Origin of the sequence: Streptomyces sp. NPDC001668 (genome assembly GCF_042893155.1) — a bacterium.
In the GTDB taxonomy this organism is placed as follows: domain Bacteria; phylum Actinomycetota; class Actinomycetes; order Streptomycetales; family Streptomycetaceae; genus Streptomyces.
Genome location: NZ_JBIAUQ010000002.1, coordinates 292,538 through 311,287 on the forward strand (window position 1 = coordinate 292,538; position 18,750 = coordinate 311,287).

The 18,750-nt window shown below is 72.8% G+C and carries 12 protein-coding genes; 6 read left to right on the plus strand and 6 right to left on the minus strand.

Going from position 1 to position 18,750, the window contains the following annotated elements; translation table 11 throughout:
* Nucleotides 1-81 precede the first annotated feature (81 nt).
* Nucleotides 82-942 (minus strand): LuxR C-terminal-related transcriptional regulator, encoded by an 861-nt coding sequence (locus ACFYZ8_RS06855; RefSeq protein WP_359034735.1) that lies wholly within the window; start codon nt 940-942, stop codon nt 82-84.
* A 112-nt stretch (nt 943-1,054) separates the two neighbouring features.
* On the opposite strand from ACFYZ8_RS06855, the gene ACFYZ8_RS06860 reads away from it, so the two are divergent.
* The 5 genes from ACFYZ8_RS06860 (at nt 1,055) to ACFYZ8_RS06880 (ending at nt 8,024) form a co-directional block, all read left to right on the plus strand.
* Nucleotides 1,055-2,770, plus strand: a complete 1,716-nt coding sequence (locus tag ACFYZ8_RS06860; RefSeq protein ID WP_388531676.1) for an AMP-binding protein — start codon at nt 1,055-1,057, stop codon at nt 2,768-2,770.
* The gene (locus tag ACFYZ8_RS06865; protein WP_388531674.1) at nt 2,767-3,972 is read left to right on the plus strand and encodes an acyl-CoA dehydrogenase family protein; all 1,206 of its coding nucleotides are present in this window, start codon (nt 2,767-2,769) and stop codon (nt 3,970-3,972) included. The genes ACFYZ8_RS06860 and ACFYZ8_RS06865 overlap by 4 nt, the downstream gene beginning before the upstream one ends.
* Nucleotides 3,969-4,556, plus strand: coding sequence for an SDR family NAD(P)-dependent oxidoreductase (locus ACFYZ8_RS06870; protein WP_388531673.1), 588 nt, complete (start codon nt 3,969-3,971; stop codon nt 4,554-4,556). Before ACFYZ8_RS06865 ends, ACFYZ8_RS06870 begins: the two co-directional genes overlap by 4 nt.
* 141 nt (nt 4,557-4,697) lie before the next feature.
* The gene (locus ACFYZ8_RS06875; RefSeq protein WP_388531671.1) at nt 4,698-6,854 is read left to right on the plus strand and encodes a hypothetical protein; all 2,157 of its coding nucleotides are present in this window, start codon (nt 4,698-4,700) and stop codon (nt 6,852-6,854) included.
* Nucleotides 6,855-7,103: 249 nt separating this feature from the next.
* Entirely contained in the window at nt 7,104-8,024 is a 921-nt protein-coding gene (locus ACFYZ8_RS06880) for an LAETG motif-containing sortase-dependent surface protein (RefSeq protein WP_388531670.1), read from the plus strand.
* 123 nt (nt 8,025-8,147) lie between these two features.
* Here ACFYZ8_RS06880 and ACFYZ8_RS06885 read toward each other — a convergent pair whose 3' ends face one another.
* Complete coding sequence (locus ACFYZ8_RS06885) at nt 8,148-9,767, minus strand: phytoene desaturase family protein (RefSeq protein WP_388531668.1); 1,620 nt, start codon at nt 9,765-9,767, stop codon at nt 8,148-8,150.
* Nucleotides 9,760-10,275 (minus strand): SRPBCC family protein, encoded by a 516-nt coding sequence (locus tag ACFYZ8_RS06890; protein WP_388531666.1) that lies wholly within the window; start codon nt 10,273-10,275, stop codon nt 9,760-9,762. Before ACFYZ8_RS06890 ends, ACFYZ8_RS06885 begins: the two co-directional genes overlap by 8 nt.
* 312 nt (nt 10,276-10,587) lie before the next feature.
* On the opposite strand from ACFYZ8_RS06890, the gene ACFYZ8_RS06895 reads away from it, so the two are divergent.
* Entirely contained in the window at nt 10,588-11,046 is a 459-nt protein-coding gene (locus tag ACFYZ8_RS06895; RefSeq protein ID WP_388531664.1) for an SRPBCC family protein, read from the plus strand.
* Between the two features lie 50 nt (nt 11,047-11,096).
* Here the strand turns inward: ACFYZ8_RS06895 and ACFYZ8_RS06900 are convergent, their stop codons facing one another.
* From ACFYZ8_RS06900 to ACFYZ8_RS06910, 3 genes are all read right to left on the minus strand, one after another.
* Nucleotides 11,097-11,660: an SMI1/KNR4 family protein gene (locus tag ACFYZ8_RS06900; RefSeq protein WP_388531663.1), complete on the minus strand. Its 564-nt coding sequence runs from the start codon at nt 11,658-11,660 to the stop codon at nt 11,097-11,099.
* A gap of 55 nt (nt 11,661-11,715) precedes the next feature.
* On the minus strand, nt 11,716-16,617 hold the full coding sequence (locus ACFYZ8_RS06905; RefSeq protein ID WP_388531661.1) for a DNA repair ATPase: 4,902 nt from the start codon (nt 16,615-16,617) through the stop codon (nt 11,716-11,718).
* A 76-nt stretch (nt 16,618-16,693) separates the two neighbouring features.
* A complete protein-coding gene (locus ACFYZ8_RS06910; RefSeq protein ID WP_388531659.1) occupies nt 16,694-18,742 on the minus strand; it encodes a flotillin family protein in 2,049 nt (682 codons plus the stop codon).
* Nucleotides 18,743-18,750: the final 8 nt, after the last annotated feature.

Here is an 18,750-nt window from a genome sequence, read left to right on the forward strand (position 1 = left end):
CGGTTTCCAGGCGGCAAGTGGGCAGGCGTGCGAGACCGCCCGACGCCGTGGCGGTCGGTTGCCCGGGGATGGGGGCGGAACCTAGGGCAGCAGACCCTGTCGCCGTGCGGCGACCACCGCCTCGAAGCGGGTGCTCGCTCCCAGCTTGCGCATCGCGCTGCGCAGATACGCCTTGACCGTTTCGGGCAGCAGCGACAACCTGCGACCGGCTTCGGCGTTGCTGCACCCCAGCGCCACCTGCGCCAGCACGTCGAGCTCCCGGGGCGCCAGGCCCGGGCCCGGCTCCGCGGGGGCCGCGGACGGCTGGGCGAGCCGGCCGGCCACGTCGAGCAGCCGGCCGCGCAGGTCACCGTCGGGCACCTGCTGGGCAAGCCGCCGCAACTCGGCGTGCACCTCGCGGACTTCCTCCAACGGCACTCCCGCCCGCCCGCCGTCGGCGCGGCTCTGCGCGGCGTCCAGCAGGCGCAGGCGGTTGTCGACCTCGTCGCGGATGGCCAGCTCGGCGGCCAGTCGCCGGGAGGCGTCGGCGACCGCGTCGGCCGCCCGGTCCCCGAGCGGGGCGGGGCCGCGGCTGGCGCCGTAGAGCACCGCGCGCACCGTACCCGCCACCACGACGGGCACGGCGACGACGGAGCGGATGCCCTCCGTCAGCACGGGGCGGTCGTAGTCGTGCGTGATCGAGCGGGCCGACCTGTAGTCGGTCACCCCGGCCGGCCGCCCGGTGGTGAGGACCCGGCCGCCGAGACCGGCCTCGGCACGCACCCTGAGACCGCGCAGGCCCGCCGTCCGCACGCCGACGTACTGCGACAGGTTGAGCTGTGCGTTCTCCACCTGCCCGCCGAACAGGACGGGAATGCCGAAGCGGTCGTGGGCCTGGCGGAGCACCTGCCGGAGCGCGTCGCCGTCATCGGGCCGCAGAAGGGCGTCGGGAGGGGAGTGCATCACCCGTACCCCTTTCCGGGGGTAGTCCGCCGTCATCGTGATGCGGAGCATAAACCGCCGTAACACTCCCGCCATAGAGCAGCGGCGGAATCGAAGAGGGGATGCCGTGACCATGAACGATCCATCGGCTTCGGTGGTGACCGCGACCGTCGGCGGGCCGTCGGAAGACCGGGTGCGGGAGTTGCTCGGCCTGTTCGGTGCCCCCGACGCCTGTGCCGCTCAGCTGCTCTGCGACCGGCATCCCGCGGACGCGGTGGCCTTCACGGTGGTCGAGAAGGACCTGACGGCCACGCATCTCACGTACGGGGACCTGCGACGCGACTCGGCCCGTTTCGCCGCCGCCCTCGCCGACCTGGGGATCGGGCCCGGCGACGCGGTCGCCACCCTGATGGCCAAGTCCGCCGACCTGGTGGTGGCCCTGCTTGGCATCTGGCGCCGCGGAGCCGTGCACGTACCGCTGTTCACCGCCTTCGCGCCGTCCGCCGTGGCCCTGCGGCTCGGCGCGAGCGGGGCGAAGGCCGTCGTGGTCGACGCGGACCAGCGGGGCAAGCTGGCGCCCGGCGAGGACATGCCCGCCGAGCGGTCCTGGGTGACCGTAATCGCCGGGGGTGCCCCCGAGGCCGCGGAACTGTCCTTCGGCGACGTGCTCTCCCGATACTCCGGTGACGAGCCGCAGGGCCGCCCGGTCGCCACGGGCCCGGACGCTCCACTGGTCCTGCTGTTCACCTCGGGCACCACCGGCGCCCCCAAGGGCGTCCCGGTGCCGGTCCGGGCGCTGGCGTCGTTCCAGGCGTACCTGGAGTTCGGCCTCGACGTGCGCGAGGACGACGTGTTCTGGAACGCCGCCGACCCCGGATGGGCGTACGGCCTCTACTACGCGATCCTCGGACCGCTCGCGGCCGGACGCCGCAGCCTGCTGCTGCACGCCGGTTTCAGTCCCGCGCTGACCTGGCAGGTCATGGCCGCTTTCGGGGTCACCAACTTCACGGCCGCGCCGACCGTCTACCGCAGCCTGCGGGCCGCGTCCGACCCGGTCCCCGACGGGCTGCGGCTGCGGCGGGCCTCCTCCGCCGGAGAGCCGCTCACCCCGGAGGTCGTGGCCTGGTCGGAGCAGGCCCTCGGCGTGGCCGTACGCGACCACTACGGGCAGACCGAGCACGGCATGGTCGTCGCCGCCGGCTGGGCCGACGCCGTCCGGACACCGGTGCCGCCAGGCTCCATGGGCCGGCCGCTGCCCGGCTGGTCCGCCGAGGTGCTGTACGAGGAGCGGGACGAACCCGCCCCGCCCGGCACCCTCGGCCGGGTGGCCCTCAGCGTGCCGGACAGCCCGCTGCTGTGGTTCACCGGCTACGCGGGAGCGCCGGAGAAGACCGCCGAGCGGTTCACCGCCGACGGCCGCTGGTACCTCACCGGGGACGCCGGGCTCAGGGACGAGAACGGCTGCTTCTTCTTCTCCTCCCGCGACGACGACGTGATCATCATGGCCGGGTACCGCATAGGCCCCTTCGACGTCGAGAGCGTGCTCGTCCAACACGACAGCGTGCTGGAGGCGGCCGTCATCGGCGTCCCCGACGCCCTGCGCGGCGAGGTGCTGGAGGCGTTCGTCGTGCTGCGCCCCGGGACACCGGCCGGCGACGACCTGGTGACGGAGCTTCAGCAACTCGTCAAGCGGAGGTTCGCCGCGCACGCCTACCCGCGGGCGGTGCACTTCACCGACCAGCTGCCCAAGACGCCCAGCGGGAAGACACAGCGCTTCCTGCTGCGCCGGCAGCGCGCGCAGACCACCGGCCGGACGCCGGACGCCCCGACCCGAGAGACGAGCTCATGACCGCGCAAGTGTCCCGCCTGCTGCCCACCCAGGAGGCGGCCGAACTCCTCGACCTGACCCGGGAGATCGCCGACGGCGCCCTCGCGCCCCGGGCCTCCGCCGACGAGCGGGCCGAACGCTTCCCGCGGGACGTCTTCCGCACCCTCGGCCGGGCCGGGCTGCTCAGCCTCCCCTTTCCCGAGCAGTACGGGGGCAGCGCCCAGCCGTACGAGGTCTACCTCCAGGTCGTCGAGGAGATCTCGGCCCGCTGGGCGAGCGTGGGCGTCGGGCTGAGCGTGCACACGCTGTCCTGTTTCGCCTTGGCCGAGTACGGCACCGAGGAGCAGCGCGAGAAGTGGCTGCCCGACCTGCTCGGCGGTGAACTGCTCGGCGCCTACTGCCTGTCGGAGTCGCACGCCGGCTCCGACCCGGCCGCGATGCGCACCCGTGCCCGGCGGGACGGCGACGCCTACGTCCTGCGGGGCGAGAAGGCGTGGACGACCCACGGCGGCCACGCGGACTTCTACCAGGTGATGGCCCGCACCTCCGACGACCGCAGCCGTGGTGTCTCCTGTTTCCTCGTCCCCGGCGCCTCGCCCGGTCTGTCCGCCGACCCGTCCGAGCGCAAGATGGGGCTGACCGGATCGGCCACGGCGACCGTGCGGTTCGACGACGTGCGGGTCCCCGAGGACCGGCGTCTCGGTGACGAGGGGCAGGGCCTGCCGATCGCCCTCGCCGGGCTGGACGCGGGGCGGCTCGGCATCGCGGCCGTCGCCGTCGGCCTGGCCCAGGGCGCCCTCAGCGACGCGCTCGCGTACGCGAAACAGCGGGAGACCTTCGGGCAGCCGATCGCCGGTCACCAGGGAGTCGCGTTCCTGCTCGCCGACATGGAGGCCGCCGTGGACTCCGCCCGGGCCACCATGCTGGCGGCGGCCCGGCGCAAGGACGCCGGACTGCCGTACGGCCGACAGGCCAGCATCGCCAAACTCGTCGCCACCGAGGCGGCGATGCGGGTCACCACCGACGCCGTCCAGGTCTTCGGCGGCGCGGGCTACACCCGGGACTTCCCCGTCGAGCGCTACATGCGTGAGGCCAAGGTCATGCAGATCTTCGAGGGCACCAACCAGATCCAGCGCCTCGTCATCAGCCGCGACCTGGTCCGCGGCCGCGCCCAACCCTCCCACCACGTCCTGCGTACCGCGATCGAGGATCCCCAGGCATGAAACTCACCGGATCCGCCGCCCTGGTCACCGGCGGTGCCGGCGGGCTCGGCCGCGCCACCGCCACCACGCTGCGGGACGCGGGCGCCCATGCGGTCATCGCCGACCTGTCCTCCTCACCGGGAGCCGTCGTCGCCAGGGAGCTCTCGGGCACCGGCCCCCGCGTCCGCTTCGTTCCCTGCGACGTCACCGACCCCGACACCGCGCAGGCCGCGGTGGACGCGGCGAGCGAGCTGGGCCCCCTGCGCGTCGCGGTCAGCTGCGCGGGCGTGGGGACACCCGGCCGCATGCTCTCCCGCAGCGGTCCCCTGAACCTGGACGCCTTCGCCCGCGTGGTCCAGGTCAACCTCGTCGGCACCTTCACCGTCCTCCGGCTCGCCGCCCGGCGCATCGCCGAGTCCTGGCCCGTGGACGGCGAGCGCGGGGTCCTCGTCGCCACCTCTTCGGTCGCCGCCTACTACGGCCGGATCGGCCAGGCCGCCTACCCCGCGTCCAAGGGCGGGGTGGCCGCCCTCGCCCTCCCCGCCGCCCGGGAACTCGCCCAGCCTGCCGGTCCGCCATCCGCTGACCCGCGACTCCCTCGCTGAGCCGGTCCCGCACCCCGCACGCCTCGGCGACCGGCCGAGTTCGCCGCCCTGGTCCGCCACATCACCGAGAACCCCCTGCTCGACGCTGACGAACGGAGGGGACGGCACGGACGCCGCGCCGAGTTGTCGTACGTTATGCCGGTGATCGACTACGACTCCGAGATCCAACGCATCCTCGACGGACCGCCGGGCAAGCTCGCGTTTCGCGCTCTGTGTGCCGCACTCGTCCGTGCGGGCTGCCCCGAGCGGCTCGTCTCCCTGTGCGACGAGCGGCTGGCCTCGTGGCCGGATCGGGTGCGGGAGGCGCCGTCGTCCTGGCTCGCCGCACTGGAGGCCGGTCACACCAAGCCGACTTGGGAGCTCGTACGGTCCCTGGCGTTGCGGTCGCCGCGCATCGGCATCGTCGATCCCGTTCTCCCCGATCCGCGGTCCCGGTCCGAAGTGGGCGGTGTCACCCACCTCGGACTCGGCTGGTTCGCGAGGGACCAACTCGCCGCTCTGGTCGAGACGATGGAGCACTGGGAGGCGCTGAGGTCGATCCAGGTCGCCGGTCTCACCGACAGGGACGGCGAGTTGCTGACGAGACTCGCCGGCCATGGCTCTCTCGCGCGGTTCGAGTCGCTGGACCTGGTCGACGTCCGCGAGGACATGTGGCATTTCGAGAAGCCGCCGTTCCGCCCGCACGGCGAGCAGCAGCCGTGGCGCTTGCGGCACGCGGGGCTGCGGGCGCCCGACCTGGTCCATCTGATGCGCTCCGGGCTTGTGCCACACCTGCGGTCCGCGGACGTCCTCGTGTGCGATCTCGACGAGGCGAAGGACCTCGCGGGCTGTGCGGAACTCGCCGGGCTCGAACGGCTGGCGATCGGCTTCCGCTGTGGCAAGAACGGACGCCAGCCGCTGTGGAAGCCGTACTTCGGCAACGTCATCGATCAGGACGACGAGGCGTGCGAGGCGTTCTTCGCGCGCGCCGACCTGGCGAGCCTGCGCGGTCTGACCGTGCGGGGCACGGCAATGGGACTCGGCCGGGAGGGACTCGGTGCCCGCGGTATCGACGCCGTGATCGGCAGCGGTGTGCTTCGGCAGCTGACCGAGCTGACCCTCGAACTGCTGCCGGTCGGCGACGCGGTCATCGCGGGCGTCCTCGAAAGCCTCGATCCCGACCGCGTGGAGAAGCTGAAGCTCGCCGATCTCGTCGCCACGGACATCACGGCTGCGGCCTTCGCCGGTGTCGGCGCCTTCCCGCGCCTGCGTCACCTCGATCTGAGCCGTAACCGCCTCGGCGCGAAGGGGGCCCAGCAGCTGGCCGCCGACGTCCGGATGCCCGTCCTGGAACACCTCGATCTGAGCGGCCGGAAAAGCGGGTCGCCGTATTACGGGCGGCCCGATGTCCAACCGGTCGGCGACGCGGGCGCCGCGGCCTGGGCCTCGTCGCCCACTGCCGGCACGCTGGCCCACCTGAACATGGCGGCCACCGGACTGAGCGTGGACGGGCTCACCGCGTTGCTGACGTCCGAGGCGCTGCACCGGCTGGACAGCCTCGGCCTGGCCTGCAATCCGGTCGGCGGCTGGCCCGCGCACCTGCGCGACGCCCCGCTCTGGCGCACCCTGCGCACGGTCGACGCCGCCGACTGCGGACTCGGCGACGAGGACGTCGAAGCCCTCGCGGCCACCGTCTCGGCCCCCTGTCTCCACAGCGTGTCCCTGGCCTACAACAGCGTCGGCTCACGCGGCGCGAGAGCGCTCGCCTCCTGGCCCGTGCTGCCGCAGCTGTGGGAACTGGACCTGCATGACAACCTCCTGACCGACGAAGGACTGGACGCACTGGCCTCGTCCGGGGCGGTCCCGCGCCTGCTCGAACTCGACCTGGAACAGGACTGCTGGAACGCCCGCGCACGCGGACACGCGACACCCCTGCCGGCGCGATTGCTGGACCAGGAGTCGTTCCCCAGTCTCGACGCCGTCCACCTCGGCATCGTCGACGAGTACCACGGCGCGCGGTACACCAGCGGACTCCCCGCCGACGTCCGGCAGGAACTCGCGTCCGCCCGTACGACTCCGCCCGCATTGGCCGCATTCCTCACCCACATCGACACGGAGGAACTCGACGACGACCGGGGCGGCTCCGACACCGATTCCGACAGCGCCGCCGAATTGGACAAAGAACGCGCCGATCGCGATTTCCGCACCGAACGCGCCACCCGCCACGCCGAGTTCATCGCAGAGGCCCAGGACTTCGCCCGACGCATGATCGAGGGCGACATCGGCTGGCCGCCGCCACCCCCGCCGGAAACGGCCTGACGGGTCGCCGTCCTCCGCCGGACCTGCGAAAACGGGGCAGAACACGCAAGCCAGGACGCCTTCGCGTGCTGAACTCGTGAAGGATTGACGGGAGTTGTGAAGAGAGACAAGAATGCGGCTCGCTCGCTGTAAGCGAAGCGAGCGAAGTGACGTGAGTGGCTCCGCCACGGCTCGCATTTCCACATTCCGCCCACCGCGGCCGCTCGCGTCCTGCCACCTCCCACACACTCTCTTCCGCTAGGGCATATCTTGACGCGCCTTTCACGCTCCAGAACGTCGGCCGCCGTCGCCGCGACCGCCTTCCTCGCCATCGCGACTCCCCTGTTCGGGGCCACCACCGCCGGCGCGACGCCCGCGGGCGGCTGCCAGGCGGCCACGGTCCAGTACCGCCTAGTCGACGCCGCCGGAAAGCCGGATGCCGACTGGACCTCACAGGGCGGCTTCCACCAGTTGTCCGCCGCCCCCGGCACCGTCGAGGTGCGGCTGGCTCCGGGTCAGAAGGTCGGTGAGGGCTGCACGTACCCGGTCTCGCTGGCCGAGTACACGACCGAGGGACCGAACTGGTACACCTCCGGCCTCCAGACCCTCGTGGACCACGCCACGGTCTACCTCGGCGCCGCGGACCTCCCCGACGGCGACGACGCCCAGCGGACCTGGCAGAAGCTCACGGTGAAGACGCCGGACTGCTACGGGCAGATCGACCTGTACGGCGACGACGTCATCTACGACGGCGGATCGGGAGACGGCCACGGGCCCGCGCCCTACCAGCCCGACAACGTCGTCACGCCCTACCACCTGATCGCCGCGTGGAACGGCGGCGACAAGCCGTGCACCCCCGAGCAGCCGAACTCCCCCACTCCCCCGCCCTCCCCGTCCACTCCGGACAGCCCGAGCAGCCCGAGCAGCCCGCCGCCCGCGGACGAGTCGACTCCGCCGGCCACGTCCACGACCCCGCCGCCGGCCTCCAGCACTCCGCCCACCACCCCGGACGTCCCTCCGCTGGAGTCGACGCCTCCGACCGCTCCCGCTCCCTCGCCGAGCGACAGCACCCCGCCGCTGGCCGAGACCGGTTCCAGCGCGCCAGTCGGCCCCATAGCGGGCGGCGCGGCCTTGGTGATCGCCCTCGGGGCCGGCGCCCTCTTCGCCGCCCGCCGCACCCGGCGCTCCTGACCGACACCACAGCCGGCACCGCCGTGCGGTGAGGCATCCGGCAGTTTCGCCCCAGGAACCGGTCACACACGGACCTGGGGCGAAGTCGACGGGTACGGCCGCCCCGGCGGGCGGCGCCACGGTTCAGCGCCTGCTTCCGGTGCGGTCGCGGCGCGTCAGGAGTCGTTGGGCGCGGGCGAGACCGGGGGGCCGGTGGCGGTGCAGGGCGGCGCGTGCCGCGTTGGCGCCCGGTGCGCCGTGCACGCCGCCGCCCGGGTGGGCGCCGGAGGAGGCCAGGAAGAGCCCGGGGACCGGGGTCTCGGGGCGTCCGGTGCCGGGCACGGGGCGGAAGACGAGCTGCTGGTGGAGGGCGGTCGTGCCGCCGTTGATGGCACCGCCGCTCAGGTTGGCGTCCATGGCCTGGAGGGTCGGGGGCGCCAGGATGCGGCGGGCGCGGATCAGGGCCCGGAAGCCGGGCGCGAACCGCTCCACCTGGCGTTCGACCCGGTCGGCCATGAGTTCCTGGTCCTTGGTGTCCCACTGGCCGGTGATGCCCTCGTCGGCGGCGTCCGCGCCGATCTGGTGGGGGACGTGGGTGTAGGCCCAGGCCGACTCCGTGCCCTGCGGGGAGCGGGTGGCGTCGGCGGTGGTCATCTGCCCGAACAGCAGGAAGGGCCGGTCCGGGACCTGCCGCATGGCGAGCTGCGCCGCGAAGCGCGTGAGCTCGTCGACGCCGTCGGCCAGATGGACGGTGCCCGCCCGGGACGCCTGCTCGGCCCGCCAGGGCACCGGGCCGTCGAGCGCCCAGTCAACCTTGAAGGTGGCGAAGTCCCACTGGAACCGGCGCAGGTCCTCCAGGAGCTGCGCGGGCAGGTGCTCGGGGTCCAGGAGACGGCCGTACAGCGCGGGCACCGACACGTTCGCCAGCACCGCCCGGCGGGCCGGTACGGCGTCGCCCGCCGCCGTCCGCACGCCGACGGCCCGGCCGCCGCGGACCACGACCTCCTCGACGCGCTGCCCGCAGCGGATGCGCCCGCCCCGGCTCTCGAGCCGGCGGGCCAGGGCCTGGGTCAGGGCGCCGGAGCCGCCGACGGGGACGGGGAAGCCGTACGACTGCCCCAGCATGGCCATCAGCCAGCCGAAGCCGCCGCTGCCCGCGGACTCGGGGGCGAGGTCGGCGTGCAGGGCGTTGCCGGCCAGCAGGAGACGGCCGCCCTGTCCGCCGAACTCCTCCTCCCCCAGCCGCCGTACCGGAAGGACCAGGGTCCGGGCCAGGCGCAGTCCGCCCGCGACCCGCAGCCGCCGCACCAGCCGGGCCGCCGCGCGGACCGGTGGGAAGGGGGTGAACAGGGCGTCCACGAGGTCGGGGCGCAGGGACTCCCAGACGCCGTGCAGCCGCCGCCAGGCGTCGCCGTCGCCCGGCGCGAAGGCGTCGAGGGACGCGGCCGTGGTGTCGAGGTCGCGGTCCAGGAGGGCGCAGCTGCCGTCGGTGAGGGGGTGGGCGAGCACGCTCGGAGCGTGGCCCCATCGCAGTCCGTGGTCCTCCAGGCGCAGTGCGGCCAGGATCGGGGAGGCGGCCGCGAGGGGGTAGAAGGCGCTGAAGAGATCATTGACGAAGGCGGGATCGACGCCCCGGTCGTGGCGCACCGCGCCGCCGGGCTCGGGCTGTTCCTCCAGTACCTCGACGCTCCATCCGGCGTCCGCCAGGAGGTTCGCGGCGACCAGGCCGTTGGGGCCCGCGCCGATCACCACGGCGTCAGGCATGGCCGGCTCGCTCGACGCCCGGTGCCGCCGAGCCGACCGGGGCCGGGGCCGGGTGCGGGGTGTCGCGGACGTCCCGGGCCGGGCTCTCGCACAGCTTGGCCAGGCGGGCGAGCATGGTGCGGTGACGCAGCTGGATCAGTGCGTCGAAGCCGACGTTGTGGAGTCGGCCCCCGGCCCCCTGGAGCGGGTGTTCGTCCACGATGACCAGGCAGTGCTCGCCCCACGGCCGCAGCTCGATGGCGATACGGGCCGTGCCCAGCACCCCGGCGTGGGCCTCCAGCTCCAGGCCGACGCCTTCCTCGCAGTGGCGTACGACCGTCTCGTTGGACAGGTGCAGCGGGCCGAGCCGGACCTGGAAACGGATCGCCGCGTCCTTGTGCGGCCACTGGCCGCGGACCGGCTCGGAGTGCGAGGTGCCCACGACCCACTCCGCGTAGCGGTGCCCGTCGGCGAGGACATCCCACACGGCACTCGGACTGACTCGGATCAGACGATGGCGACGGGCCACGGATACCTCCAGGACTGTGTGTACGAAGAACTTCCGCCGTGATCCCCCGGCCGAAGAACTTCCGCCGTGTTCCCCTGGCCGGATGCACGTTCCGGCCCGGCCCTCCCGGTCGGGACGCCGCCGCGGTCACCGTTCGTCTCGCGTGCTGTCCGGTCCTCCCGTAGGGTCACGGTGGCTCCATGGCAGAGGGGCCCCACGGCCCGGGCCGTACGCCGGCCAGGCCGCGGACGTGTGCGAGCCACCGCGGGGTCCGTCACCCGTCCGGCGAGGAAAGGCGCGTCCCCGTTACGGCCCGACCGATGAGGAGTGCCCATGTCCGGAGAGTTCAAAGCCGTGGTGGAGGTCGACCGTCCGGTGCGGGAGGTGTTCGCCTACCTCGCCGACGGGCGCAACGACCCTCAGTTCAGCCCGCGGGTCCTCAGGATCGAGAGGATTCCGGAGACCCCGACCGCTGTCGGCACGGTCTTCCGGAGCACCGTCAAGGACGCCGGTATGAAGACCGCGCGGGAGTTCCGCATCACCGAGCTCGAAGCACCGGTGAGGATCCGCTGGACCGAGGTGTCCAAGAACAGCGTGACGGTACGTGAAGGCGGCTACGACCTGGAGGCCCTGGCCGACGGCCGGACCCGGGTCCAGATCTTCAACGTCCTGGAAGGTCACGGCCTGGGCAAGCTCCTGGTCGGCCTGGCGCTGGCCGCCGCCCGCAAGGACGCCCCCGACTTCGGCACCCGGATCAAGACGGCCGCCGAGAAGGCGATCGCGGCCGGCTGACGCTTCCCGGGGCCGGCCATGAGAATACGAGGGCCACCCGCATCGCGTGGTCACGGCCCGGCCTCTCCAAGGATCCGGTCGGCCGCCGTGAACCCGTGCTCCGTCGGCTTGAGCACCTCGTAGAGGTGACCGAAGTACGCCGTTTCCGCTGTTCCGGTGAGCACCGCCAGCAGGAAGGCGACGCAGCCCATGTCGTGCCGCTCCCACAGGGGGCCGCGCCCCTCGTTGTAGAGCACGGTCCACTCGTCGGGGTGCTGACCGGGCCGCGCCAGCCAGTACAGGAAAGCGCCCGATCCTTCCTCGTAGGCCCACGGCAGGACCCTCGCCCCCGGTTCCAGCAGGGCGGCGGGCTTCTCCTCGAACTCCCACAGGTCGGCCAGGATCTCGTCCCGCTCCCTCGCCTGCGCGTGCAGATCGCAGTCGGGGTGGGCGGAGTCGGGGGCGAGCAGCCAGATCGTCTCGTCGAAGAGGCCACCGCCGTACGTCTCGACGAGCTGCTTGTAGTCGGCGGGCAGAGCCGCCCCGAGGGCGCGCTCGGCCCGCGCCCAGTCCACCGCGGGTGGCGGAGTGGCGGGCGGCGGGCAGAGACGGACGAGCGTGTCGAGGTCGATCATGGAACGGACGCTATCGGACATGGACCGGAGCGCCCTGCGCGGTCGTGCGTGGTGGTCACCGTTCGACCGGTCGCACCTCACTCCGTTCCGTGGGTCGGGCGGAGGCGTGTCCCGGATCGGCGGCGCGCATGATCGCGGACTCCACCGCGGCGACTCGCTCGGCGAGGAGGCCGAGCGCGGCGACGGCCCGTACGAGGGGGTCGGCGTCCGGGCCGCCGAGGGTCTGGGCGCGGACGTGAGCGGCTTTCAACTCGGCCCAGCGGGTGCCCTGTTCGGGCGTGAGGGTGCCGCGCAGTTCGGCGAGCTTGAGCAGGCACGCCTCCGCGCCCGACGTCAGGGTCTGGGCCTCGGCCGTGTAGTGGTCGTCGATGACGGCGGCGAGCTCGGCGTCGTTCATGACGGGCTGGATCCGTTGGGCGATCTTGTTCAGGTTGCGGTAGGAGCCCTGGAGCCGGAAGGGCGGCTCGGTGCGGGTGGCGTCCGCCTGGGCCGCGGAGGCGAGGTACGCCGCGTTCACGGCGAGCACTGTGTCGCGGGCCGTGACCAGGTGGCGCAGGACAGCGAGGATCCGCTCCAGCTCGGCGGACGGGTAGGGGTGGGTGAGCCGGTCGGCGTGGGCCGCCGGGTCACCCGCGGCGAGCCGGAGCAGCAGGTCCAGGTCGGTGCGTTCGCGGCCGGCCAGCGGGGCCAGGACCGGGTTCGCCGTGAGCGCGTTCTCGACGAAGCTGAGGGCGAAGGCGTCCTCCTTGCCGGTCAGGACGTCGCCGAGGTTCCAGACGTCGGCGCGGTTGGCCAGCATGTCGGGCAGGCGGAACCGGCCGCCGGACTCGGTGTAGGGGTTGCCCGCCATGCAGACGGCGAAGCGCTTGCCGCGCAGGTCGTAGGTGCGCGGCTCGCCGTCCCACACGCCCTCGACGCGGCGCGTGGCGTCGCACAGCGGGATGAACCTCTGCAGCAGTTCCGGTGAGGTGTGCTGGATGTCGTCCAGGTACAGGAGAGCGTTGTTGCCCGCTGCCAGCGCGAAGTTGATCTTCTCGACCTCCTGGCGGGCAGTGGCGTTCGGGGCCTCGGCAGGATCCAGCGAGGTGACCGCGGAACCGAGCGCGGGGCCGCTGACCTTGACCAGGAGGAGGCCGAGCCGGTCGGCGACGTACTCCACGAGGGTCGTCTTGCCGTAGCCGGGCGGGGAGATGAGCAGGAGCAGGCCGCCGGTGTCGGTGCGCTTGTCCGCACCGGTCGTGCCGAGCTGCTTGGCGAGGTTGTCGCCGATCAGCGGCAGGTACACCTCGTCGATGAGGCGGTTGCGGACGAACGCGGACATCACCCGCGGGCGGTGCTCGTCCAGGCGCAGTCGGGAGCGTTCGGCGGCGGCGAGCGTGCTGCGCCGGCGCTGGTAGGCGCGGAAGGCGGGGGCGTCCTGCTGCCCGAACCTCCGTGTACGGGACAGGAATTCATCGATCCGCAGCGTCAGGCGCCCGTCGGTGATGCGCGGGTGCGTGCCCAGCAGGCCCTCGACCGTCCCGGTCAGCGGCGCGTCACTGTCGTAGCGCGGCAGGCCGGGGCAGAGCTCCACGGCGACCGCTTCGTCCAGGTCACCGGGGGTGCCGGTGGAGGCGGCGTACGAGGACAGCCACGCCTCGGCCAGCTGGCGGCGCGCGTCCAGGTCCTGGACGGCGGCGAGATCGTCGTCGTAGGCCGGCGTGCCGACCGTGCGGCGGAACTTGTCGAGGAGCGTGCGGGTGGCCGCGGTGACGACGAAGCCGTCGGGGCCTGTGGTCAGTTCCTCGAAGAGGTACCGGGCGGCCGCCTCACCCACGTGTGCCGCGAGCTCGGTCCGGAAGTCGGCGATCGCGGGGGTGAGGCCGAAGGTGTCGCGGGCGCGGGCGAGTGACACCGCGCGGCGGGCGAGGACCGCGCGGGCCTCGGGGGACAGCTCGTGGGCCCAGAAGAGCTGGGCTGCGGCGCGGGCGGAGGGCTCGTGCCGCAGCGGACCTGCGCCCTGCTCAAGGCGCAGCAGCGCCGTGAGGATCGCGGTGGTGTCGTGGTCGTGCACGCCACGCTCGTAACCCTCGTCGTACGCCTCCTCGGCCGCCCGGCGCACGAGTTCGGGCAGGTCCGACTCGGCGAGAACTGCCGGGCCGTGTTCCTCCAGCAGGCGGGCGGCCAGGTGTTCGGCCCGGTAGACCTCCGGTGACTCGGACGGCAGCGTGCGGTCCCAGTACGGGCGGGTGGCCGCGAAGGCGGGGTCGGTGACCGGTGCGCGGTAGTCGGTGCCGGTGAGTGCGAAGGCGAGGGTGTCGCCGTGCGGGACCAGAGTGAGGTCGGGGGGCTGGGTGTGCACCGCGAATCGGTGGCGGCCCAGGCGGAGGGTGCGGCCGTTGTCGCCGTACAGGTCGGTGCGGTCGCGCAGGGCGCGGGACGCCTCCTGTCGAGCGGCCTTCAGTCTGCCCTCCAGCTCCTCCGCCCTTGCCTGGTCACCGAGTTCGCGCAGGTCGCCGACGATGCTGCGGAGTCTGGACACCATCGGGTCCGACGCGAAGTACGTGGCGACCGCCTCGGTGTCGGCGGCCTGGGCCGAACGGCGGGCGACGGTCTCCAGGACCCGCCCCGCGGAGGCGGCGAGCCGTTCCGCGCGGCGGGCGCGGGCGTCGGCGAGGTTCTGCTTGCGGGCGGCGAACGCCTCCTGGACCTCGGTGCGCTTGTCCGCAAGCTGGTCCAGGAAGTCGTCGAAGTCCGTGAAGCGGGATTCCAGGTTCTCCAACCGCACCAGGAGCAGCGCCAGTTGGTCGTCGCAGGCCACCGGGGTGTCCGTCACCGCCAGCGCGCCCGTGACCGCCTGGCCCAGCAGCGCCACCTCGGCGGCGAACTCCGCCCGCCCCTCCCGGTCGAGAAGTGTGCGGCGACGGCCGTCGAGCGTGGCGCGGACGCGGTTGGTCGCGCCCAGTACCTCGGCGATGCGCTCCAGGACCGAGGTACGCACCGTGGCGTCCCCGACGTCGAGTGCGGCGACGACCTCGGTGACCGTGCGCAGTCCGTCCGCCAGCTCGTCGACGCGGGCCGCCACGGGGGCGCACTCGGCGACCGTGGCGACCTCCCCGGCATCCGCGACGAGTTGTTCGACCTGTCGGTGCTGGGCCGCGAAGGCGTCCTCACGGGCCAGGAAGGTGACCGCACGCCGGCCGAACGAGGTCAGGTCCTGAGCGGTCCGCGCCGCCAGCTCGTCGATACGGGCGGTGTCCGCGTACCGCATCTCCTTGAGCGTCAGCAGATGGCCCTGGGCGCGGCGGAGTTCGCTCAGCCCGGCGACCCAGGCGGCGGCCTCGCGCGGGGCCTCGCCGCGCAGCCGGCGTACGACGGCCGCGATCCGCACGGCGGCCGCGTCCAGCGCGTCGGCGGCCTGGCGGGTGAGGGTCTGGACGGTCCCGAATTCGGTCAGCACCTGCTCGGCCGTGCCCCGCACCTGCTCCAACGGCCCGTTCAGGTCTCCGAGTTCGGGGTCGGCCAGCCAGTGGTACGCGTCCGTCGCCCGGACACAGGCGGCGGCCAGCGCCTCGTACACCTTGGTCGTCGGGGTCGTCGTCTCGGCCACGGCGGCCGTGATCGACAGACAGTCGGAGATGCCGCGCACGAGGTCGGCGTTGCCGACGCGGGCGAGCGGGCCGGTGCCGGTTCCGCGGGCGGCGGCGCGGGTGTCCGAGACGTACGGCGAGCGCCACACCTGAAGCGGGTGGACGCGGGCCGGCTCGGCGGAGCTTCCCCCGGGGGTCCCGCGCAGCGCCATGAGCGTGCCGTCCTCGAAGAGCGCCCAGCCCCGGCAGGACAGCGGGGTGGCGATCTCCTTACGGATCATGTTGTACGGCAGGAGCAGGCTGCGGCCTTCCGTCTGCGCGCGGAACGCGAAGAGGACGTCCTCCCCGTTGGGCGAGCGGGTGACCTGCTCGTACTCCAGGTCGCTGGTGCCGATGCCGTCGAAGGTCTTGTGCGCGCCGGTCGCCAGGCAGTAGCCGCCGGGGAAGACGATGCCCTGGCCGTCGGGCAGCCGGCGGCACGCCTGTCCGATGCCGTCCAGGCGTACGACGGTCTTGGTGAGGGTGTTGAAGACCAGGTGACGGTGGGTGTCCTCCTTGTAGGGGAGGATCCGCAGCAGGATCAGGGCGCCCACGCGCGCATGGGCGATGTCCGCGTCGGCCAGCGACTGGAGCGGCTCGTCGACCGGCTCGGCGTAGAGCCCCTCCCCGGTCTCGGTGTCGTCCTCGGCCTTGACCGTGAGGAAGCCGCCGACCGTGGCGACGAAGACCTCGCCGGTGATCGACACGTGCGGGTGGCGGCCGAGGACCTGGTCCTCACGGGTCGCCGCGGTCCACTCGAAGTCGTGGGAGGGCGGCAGGACGTGGTCGCGCTCACCCCGGGCGTCGAGGAAGGCGGCCTGGCGTCCGTCGTCGGAGACCGTCCAGCGCAGGACGCGGATGTCGTCCGTGGTCTCGCCGGTCCGGAAGACGGCCAGCAGTCTGCCGCCGACGTGCCGGAGGCGCAGCAGACGGGCCTGGCGGTAGTAGCGGTACAGGGCCGTGAACTCCCGTACGAAAGCGGGGTCGTCGAGCAGTCCCGGGACCGCGTCCTCGGGCAGCCGGGCGAGGTCGCGGTCGTACAGGGCGAACACGTCGCCGGCCGTCGCCTCCCGTGTGGAGCCGAGGGGGGCGTTGTGGCCGAAGAGGAGGACGTCACCGAGGGCGACGATGTCCCGGGGTACCGCACTGTGCTCGGTGCGCAGGCGTTCGGTGCCGGTCAGCTCCAGACGTGTCGAGCCGAACTCCTCGCCGCGGCGGGCGTTGAGCGCCTCGGCTCGGCGGCCGAGCTCCGCGGCCTGCGCGGCGAGCCGGTCGCGCAGCACCTCGTAGGCACCGGCGTCGACACCCTCGTGGCGGTCGTGCTTACCGGTGTCCGGGCCGGTGGTCATGGCATCCCTTCCAGGAAGTCGGAGACGCGTCCGGAGCCGCCGTCCCCTGTGCGGCGGCTCCGGACGGGTGGACGGGTCAGGCCCTGGCGGCGCTGCCGTCGAGAGCGGCAAGCGATGCGTCCGCAAGGCCCAACTCGTCTGCCTTGTCGAGCAGTTGCCGGTACTGCCCGGAGTTGGTTCCGCCGGCGTTCATCAGCTTCATCAGCAGCGCGGAGACGGTCACGTTCTGCACGTCGGCCGTCGACACCGAGCCGAGGACGCGGCTGAGGTCGTCCGTGAAGCTCGATGTGCCGTCCAGCCAGGGCCGGGACAGCGCCTGCGCGGTCCGGGAGTGCTCGATGAAGCCGTCCACGCCCTTGCCGAGCGCGATGGAGGAGACGAGCCGGTCGAAGAAGACGGAGTCCCCGCCGACGATGTCGATGTCGGCGTTCTCCAGGCCGGTCGCCAGTACGGTCGCCTGCGCCTCGGCGACCTGCCGCTGGACGTCGAGCCCGGCCAGCCGGATCTCCTTCTCCGCCTGCAGCCGCAGCCGGTACTCCTCGTGTCCGCGGGAGGCGTCGTCGAGGGCCGCCATCGCCGCGGCCTTCTCGGTCAGGCCCGCCGCCTCCGCCTTGAGCTTCTCGCCGATGCCGGTGGCCTCGGCGAGGGCCTTCTCGCGTGCGCCCTCCGCCTCCGCGCGCATCCGGGCCTCGGTGGCGGCGGCCTCGGCGCGGCCGGCCTTCTCGGTGACCTCGGCCTCCTTGCCGCGGACCTGAACGGCGGCGAGGCCCTCTGCGGCCACCTCTGCCTGGACGCCTTCGGCGAGGCGCAGTTTGGCCCGCGCGTCGAGGTCGGCGCACTTCAACCGGGCGTCCGCCAGGGTGAGTTCCTCGGCCGCGCGGTGGGTGGCGGCCTGTTCGGCGGCCTCCGCGGCCTTGATGTCCTTGACCAGCTTCTCCTGCGCCTGGGCCTCGGCGGCGATGACGACGGCCTGCCGCTCCCGTTCCGCCTCCTCCACGGCCCGCAGCTTCTTGATGGACTCCTCCTGCTCGGCGACCGTACGGTCCACCGCCACCCGCTCCCGGACGACCTCGGCGATCTCCCGCTTCTCGGCCTCGACCTCCTTCTCGGCCGCGATCCGGGTCAGCTGGGTCTCCCGCTCCCGCCCGATGACCTCCAGTTGCCGGTCCTTCTCGATCCGCTCGTTCTCCACGGCGATGACCCGCTCGCGGTTCTTCTGGGCGACGGCGATCTCGCGGGCCTGGTTCTCGCGCTGGACGCCGAGCTGCTCCTCGGTGCGGATGAACGCGCCCTGCGCGCCGAGCCGTTCCTCCTCCTGCACCTTGGCGGTCGCGGCCTCCTCCTTGGCGCGCAGTGTCTCGACCTCGCGCCGCTGCCTGATCTCCGCCTCGGCCTGCCGGCGCTGCAGTTCCAGGATGGTCTCCCGGGCGTCGACGTCCTGGCGGGTGATCTCCTTCTCCTCGGTGCGCTGGAACTCGTTGGTGCGCACGTGCTCGACCGTCGTCAGCTCGGTGATCTTCCGGATGCCCTGGGCGTCCAGGATGTTCTGGCTGTCGAGCTGGGTCATCGGCGTCTGCTCGAGGAAGTCGATCGCCGCGTCGTCGAGGTGGTAGCCGTTCAGGTCGGTGCCGATGACCTGGATGATCCGGTCGCGGAACTCCTCCCGCTTGGTGTACAGGTCGACGAAGTCGAGCTGCTTGCCGACCGTCTTGAGGGCCTCGGAGAACTTCGCGGCGAAGAAGTTCTGGATGGCCGCGGGGTCGCTGGCGGTCTGGGTGCCGATCGCCTGGGCGACCTTGATGACGTCCTCGACGGTCTTGTTGACCCGGACGAAGAAGCTGATGTGGATGTCGGCGCGGATGTTGTCCTGGCAGATCAGGCCCTCGCGGCCGGTGCGCCGGATCTCGATGGTCTTCACCGAGATGTCCATGTACTCGGCCTTGTGCAGGACGGGCAGCACGACCGCGCCGGTGAAGGTGACGTCCACCTTCTTCGTCTTGGAGATGATCAGGGCCCGGCCCTGCTCGACCTTGCGGAACAGCCGGCTGACCACCAGGAGCAGGGTGACCGCGATGAGGAGGACAACGGCGACGAGCACGCCGATGCCCAGGGAAATGGCATCCATGGGATACG

Coding starts and splice junctions, on each gene's coding strand:
- ACFYZ8_RS06895 (WP_388531664.1), top strand. CDS start 10,588: ATGTCCGGAGAGTTCAAAGCCGTGGTGGAGGTCGACCGTCCGGTGCGG.
- ACFYZ8_RS06865 (WP_388531674.1), top strand. CDS start 2,767: ATGACCGCGCAAGTGTCCCGCCTGCTGCCCACCCAGGAGGCGGCCGAA.
- ACFYZ8_RS06860 (WP_388531676.1), top strand. CDS start 1,055: ATGAACGATCCATCGGCTTCGGTGGTGACCGCGACCGTCGGCGGGCCG.
- ACFYZ8_RS06900 (WP_388531663.1), bottom strand. CDS start 11,660: ATGATCGACCTCGACACGCTCGTCCGTCTCTGCCCGCCGCCCGCCACT.
- ACFYZ8_RS06885 (WP_388531668.1), bottom strand. CDS start 9,767: ATGCCTGACGCCGTGGTGATCGGCGCGGGCCCCAACGGCCTGGTCGCC.
- ACFYZ8_RS06905 (WP_388531661.1), bottom strand. CDS start 16,617: ATGACCACCGGCCCGGACACCGGTAAGCACGACCGCCACGAGGGTGTC.
- ACFYZ8_RS06870 (WP_388531673.1), top strand. CDS start 3,969: ATGAAACTCACCGGATCCGCCGCCCTGGTCACCGGCGGTGCCGGCGGG.
- ACFYZ8_RS06855 (WP_359034735.1), bottom strand. CDS start 942: ATGCACTCCCCTCCCGACGCCCTTCTGCGGCCCGATGACGGCGACGCG.
- ACFYZ8_RS06910 (WP_388531659.1), bottom strand. CDS start 18,742: ATGGATGCCATTTCCCTGGGCATCGGCGTGCTCGTCGCCGTTGTCCTC.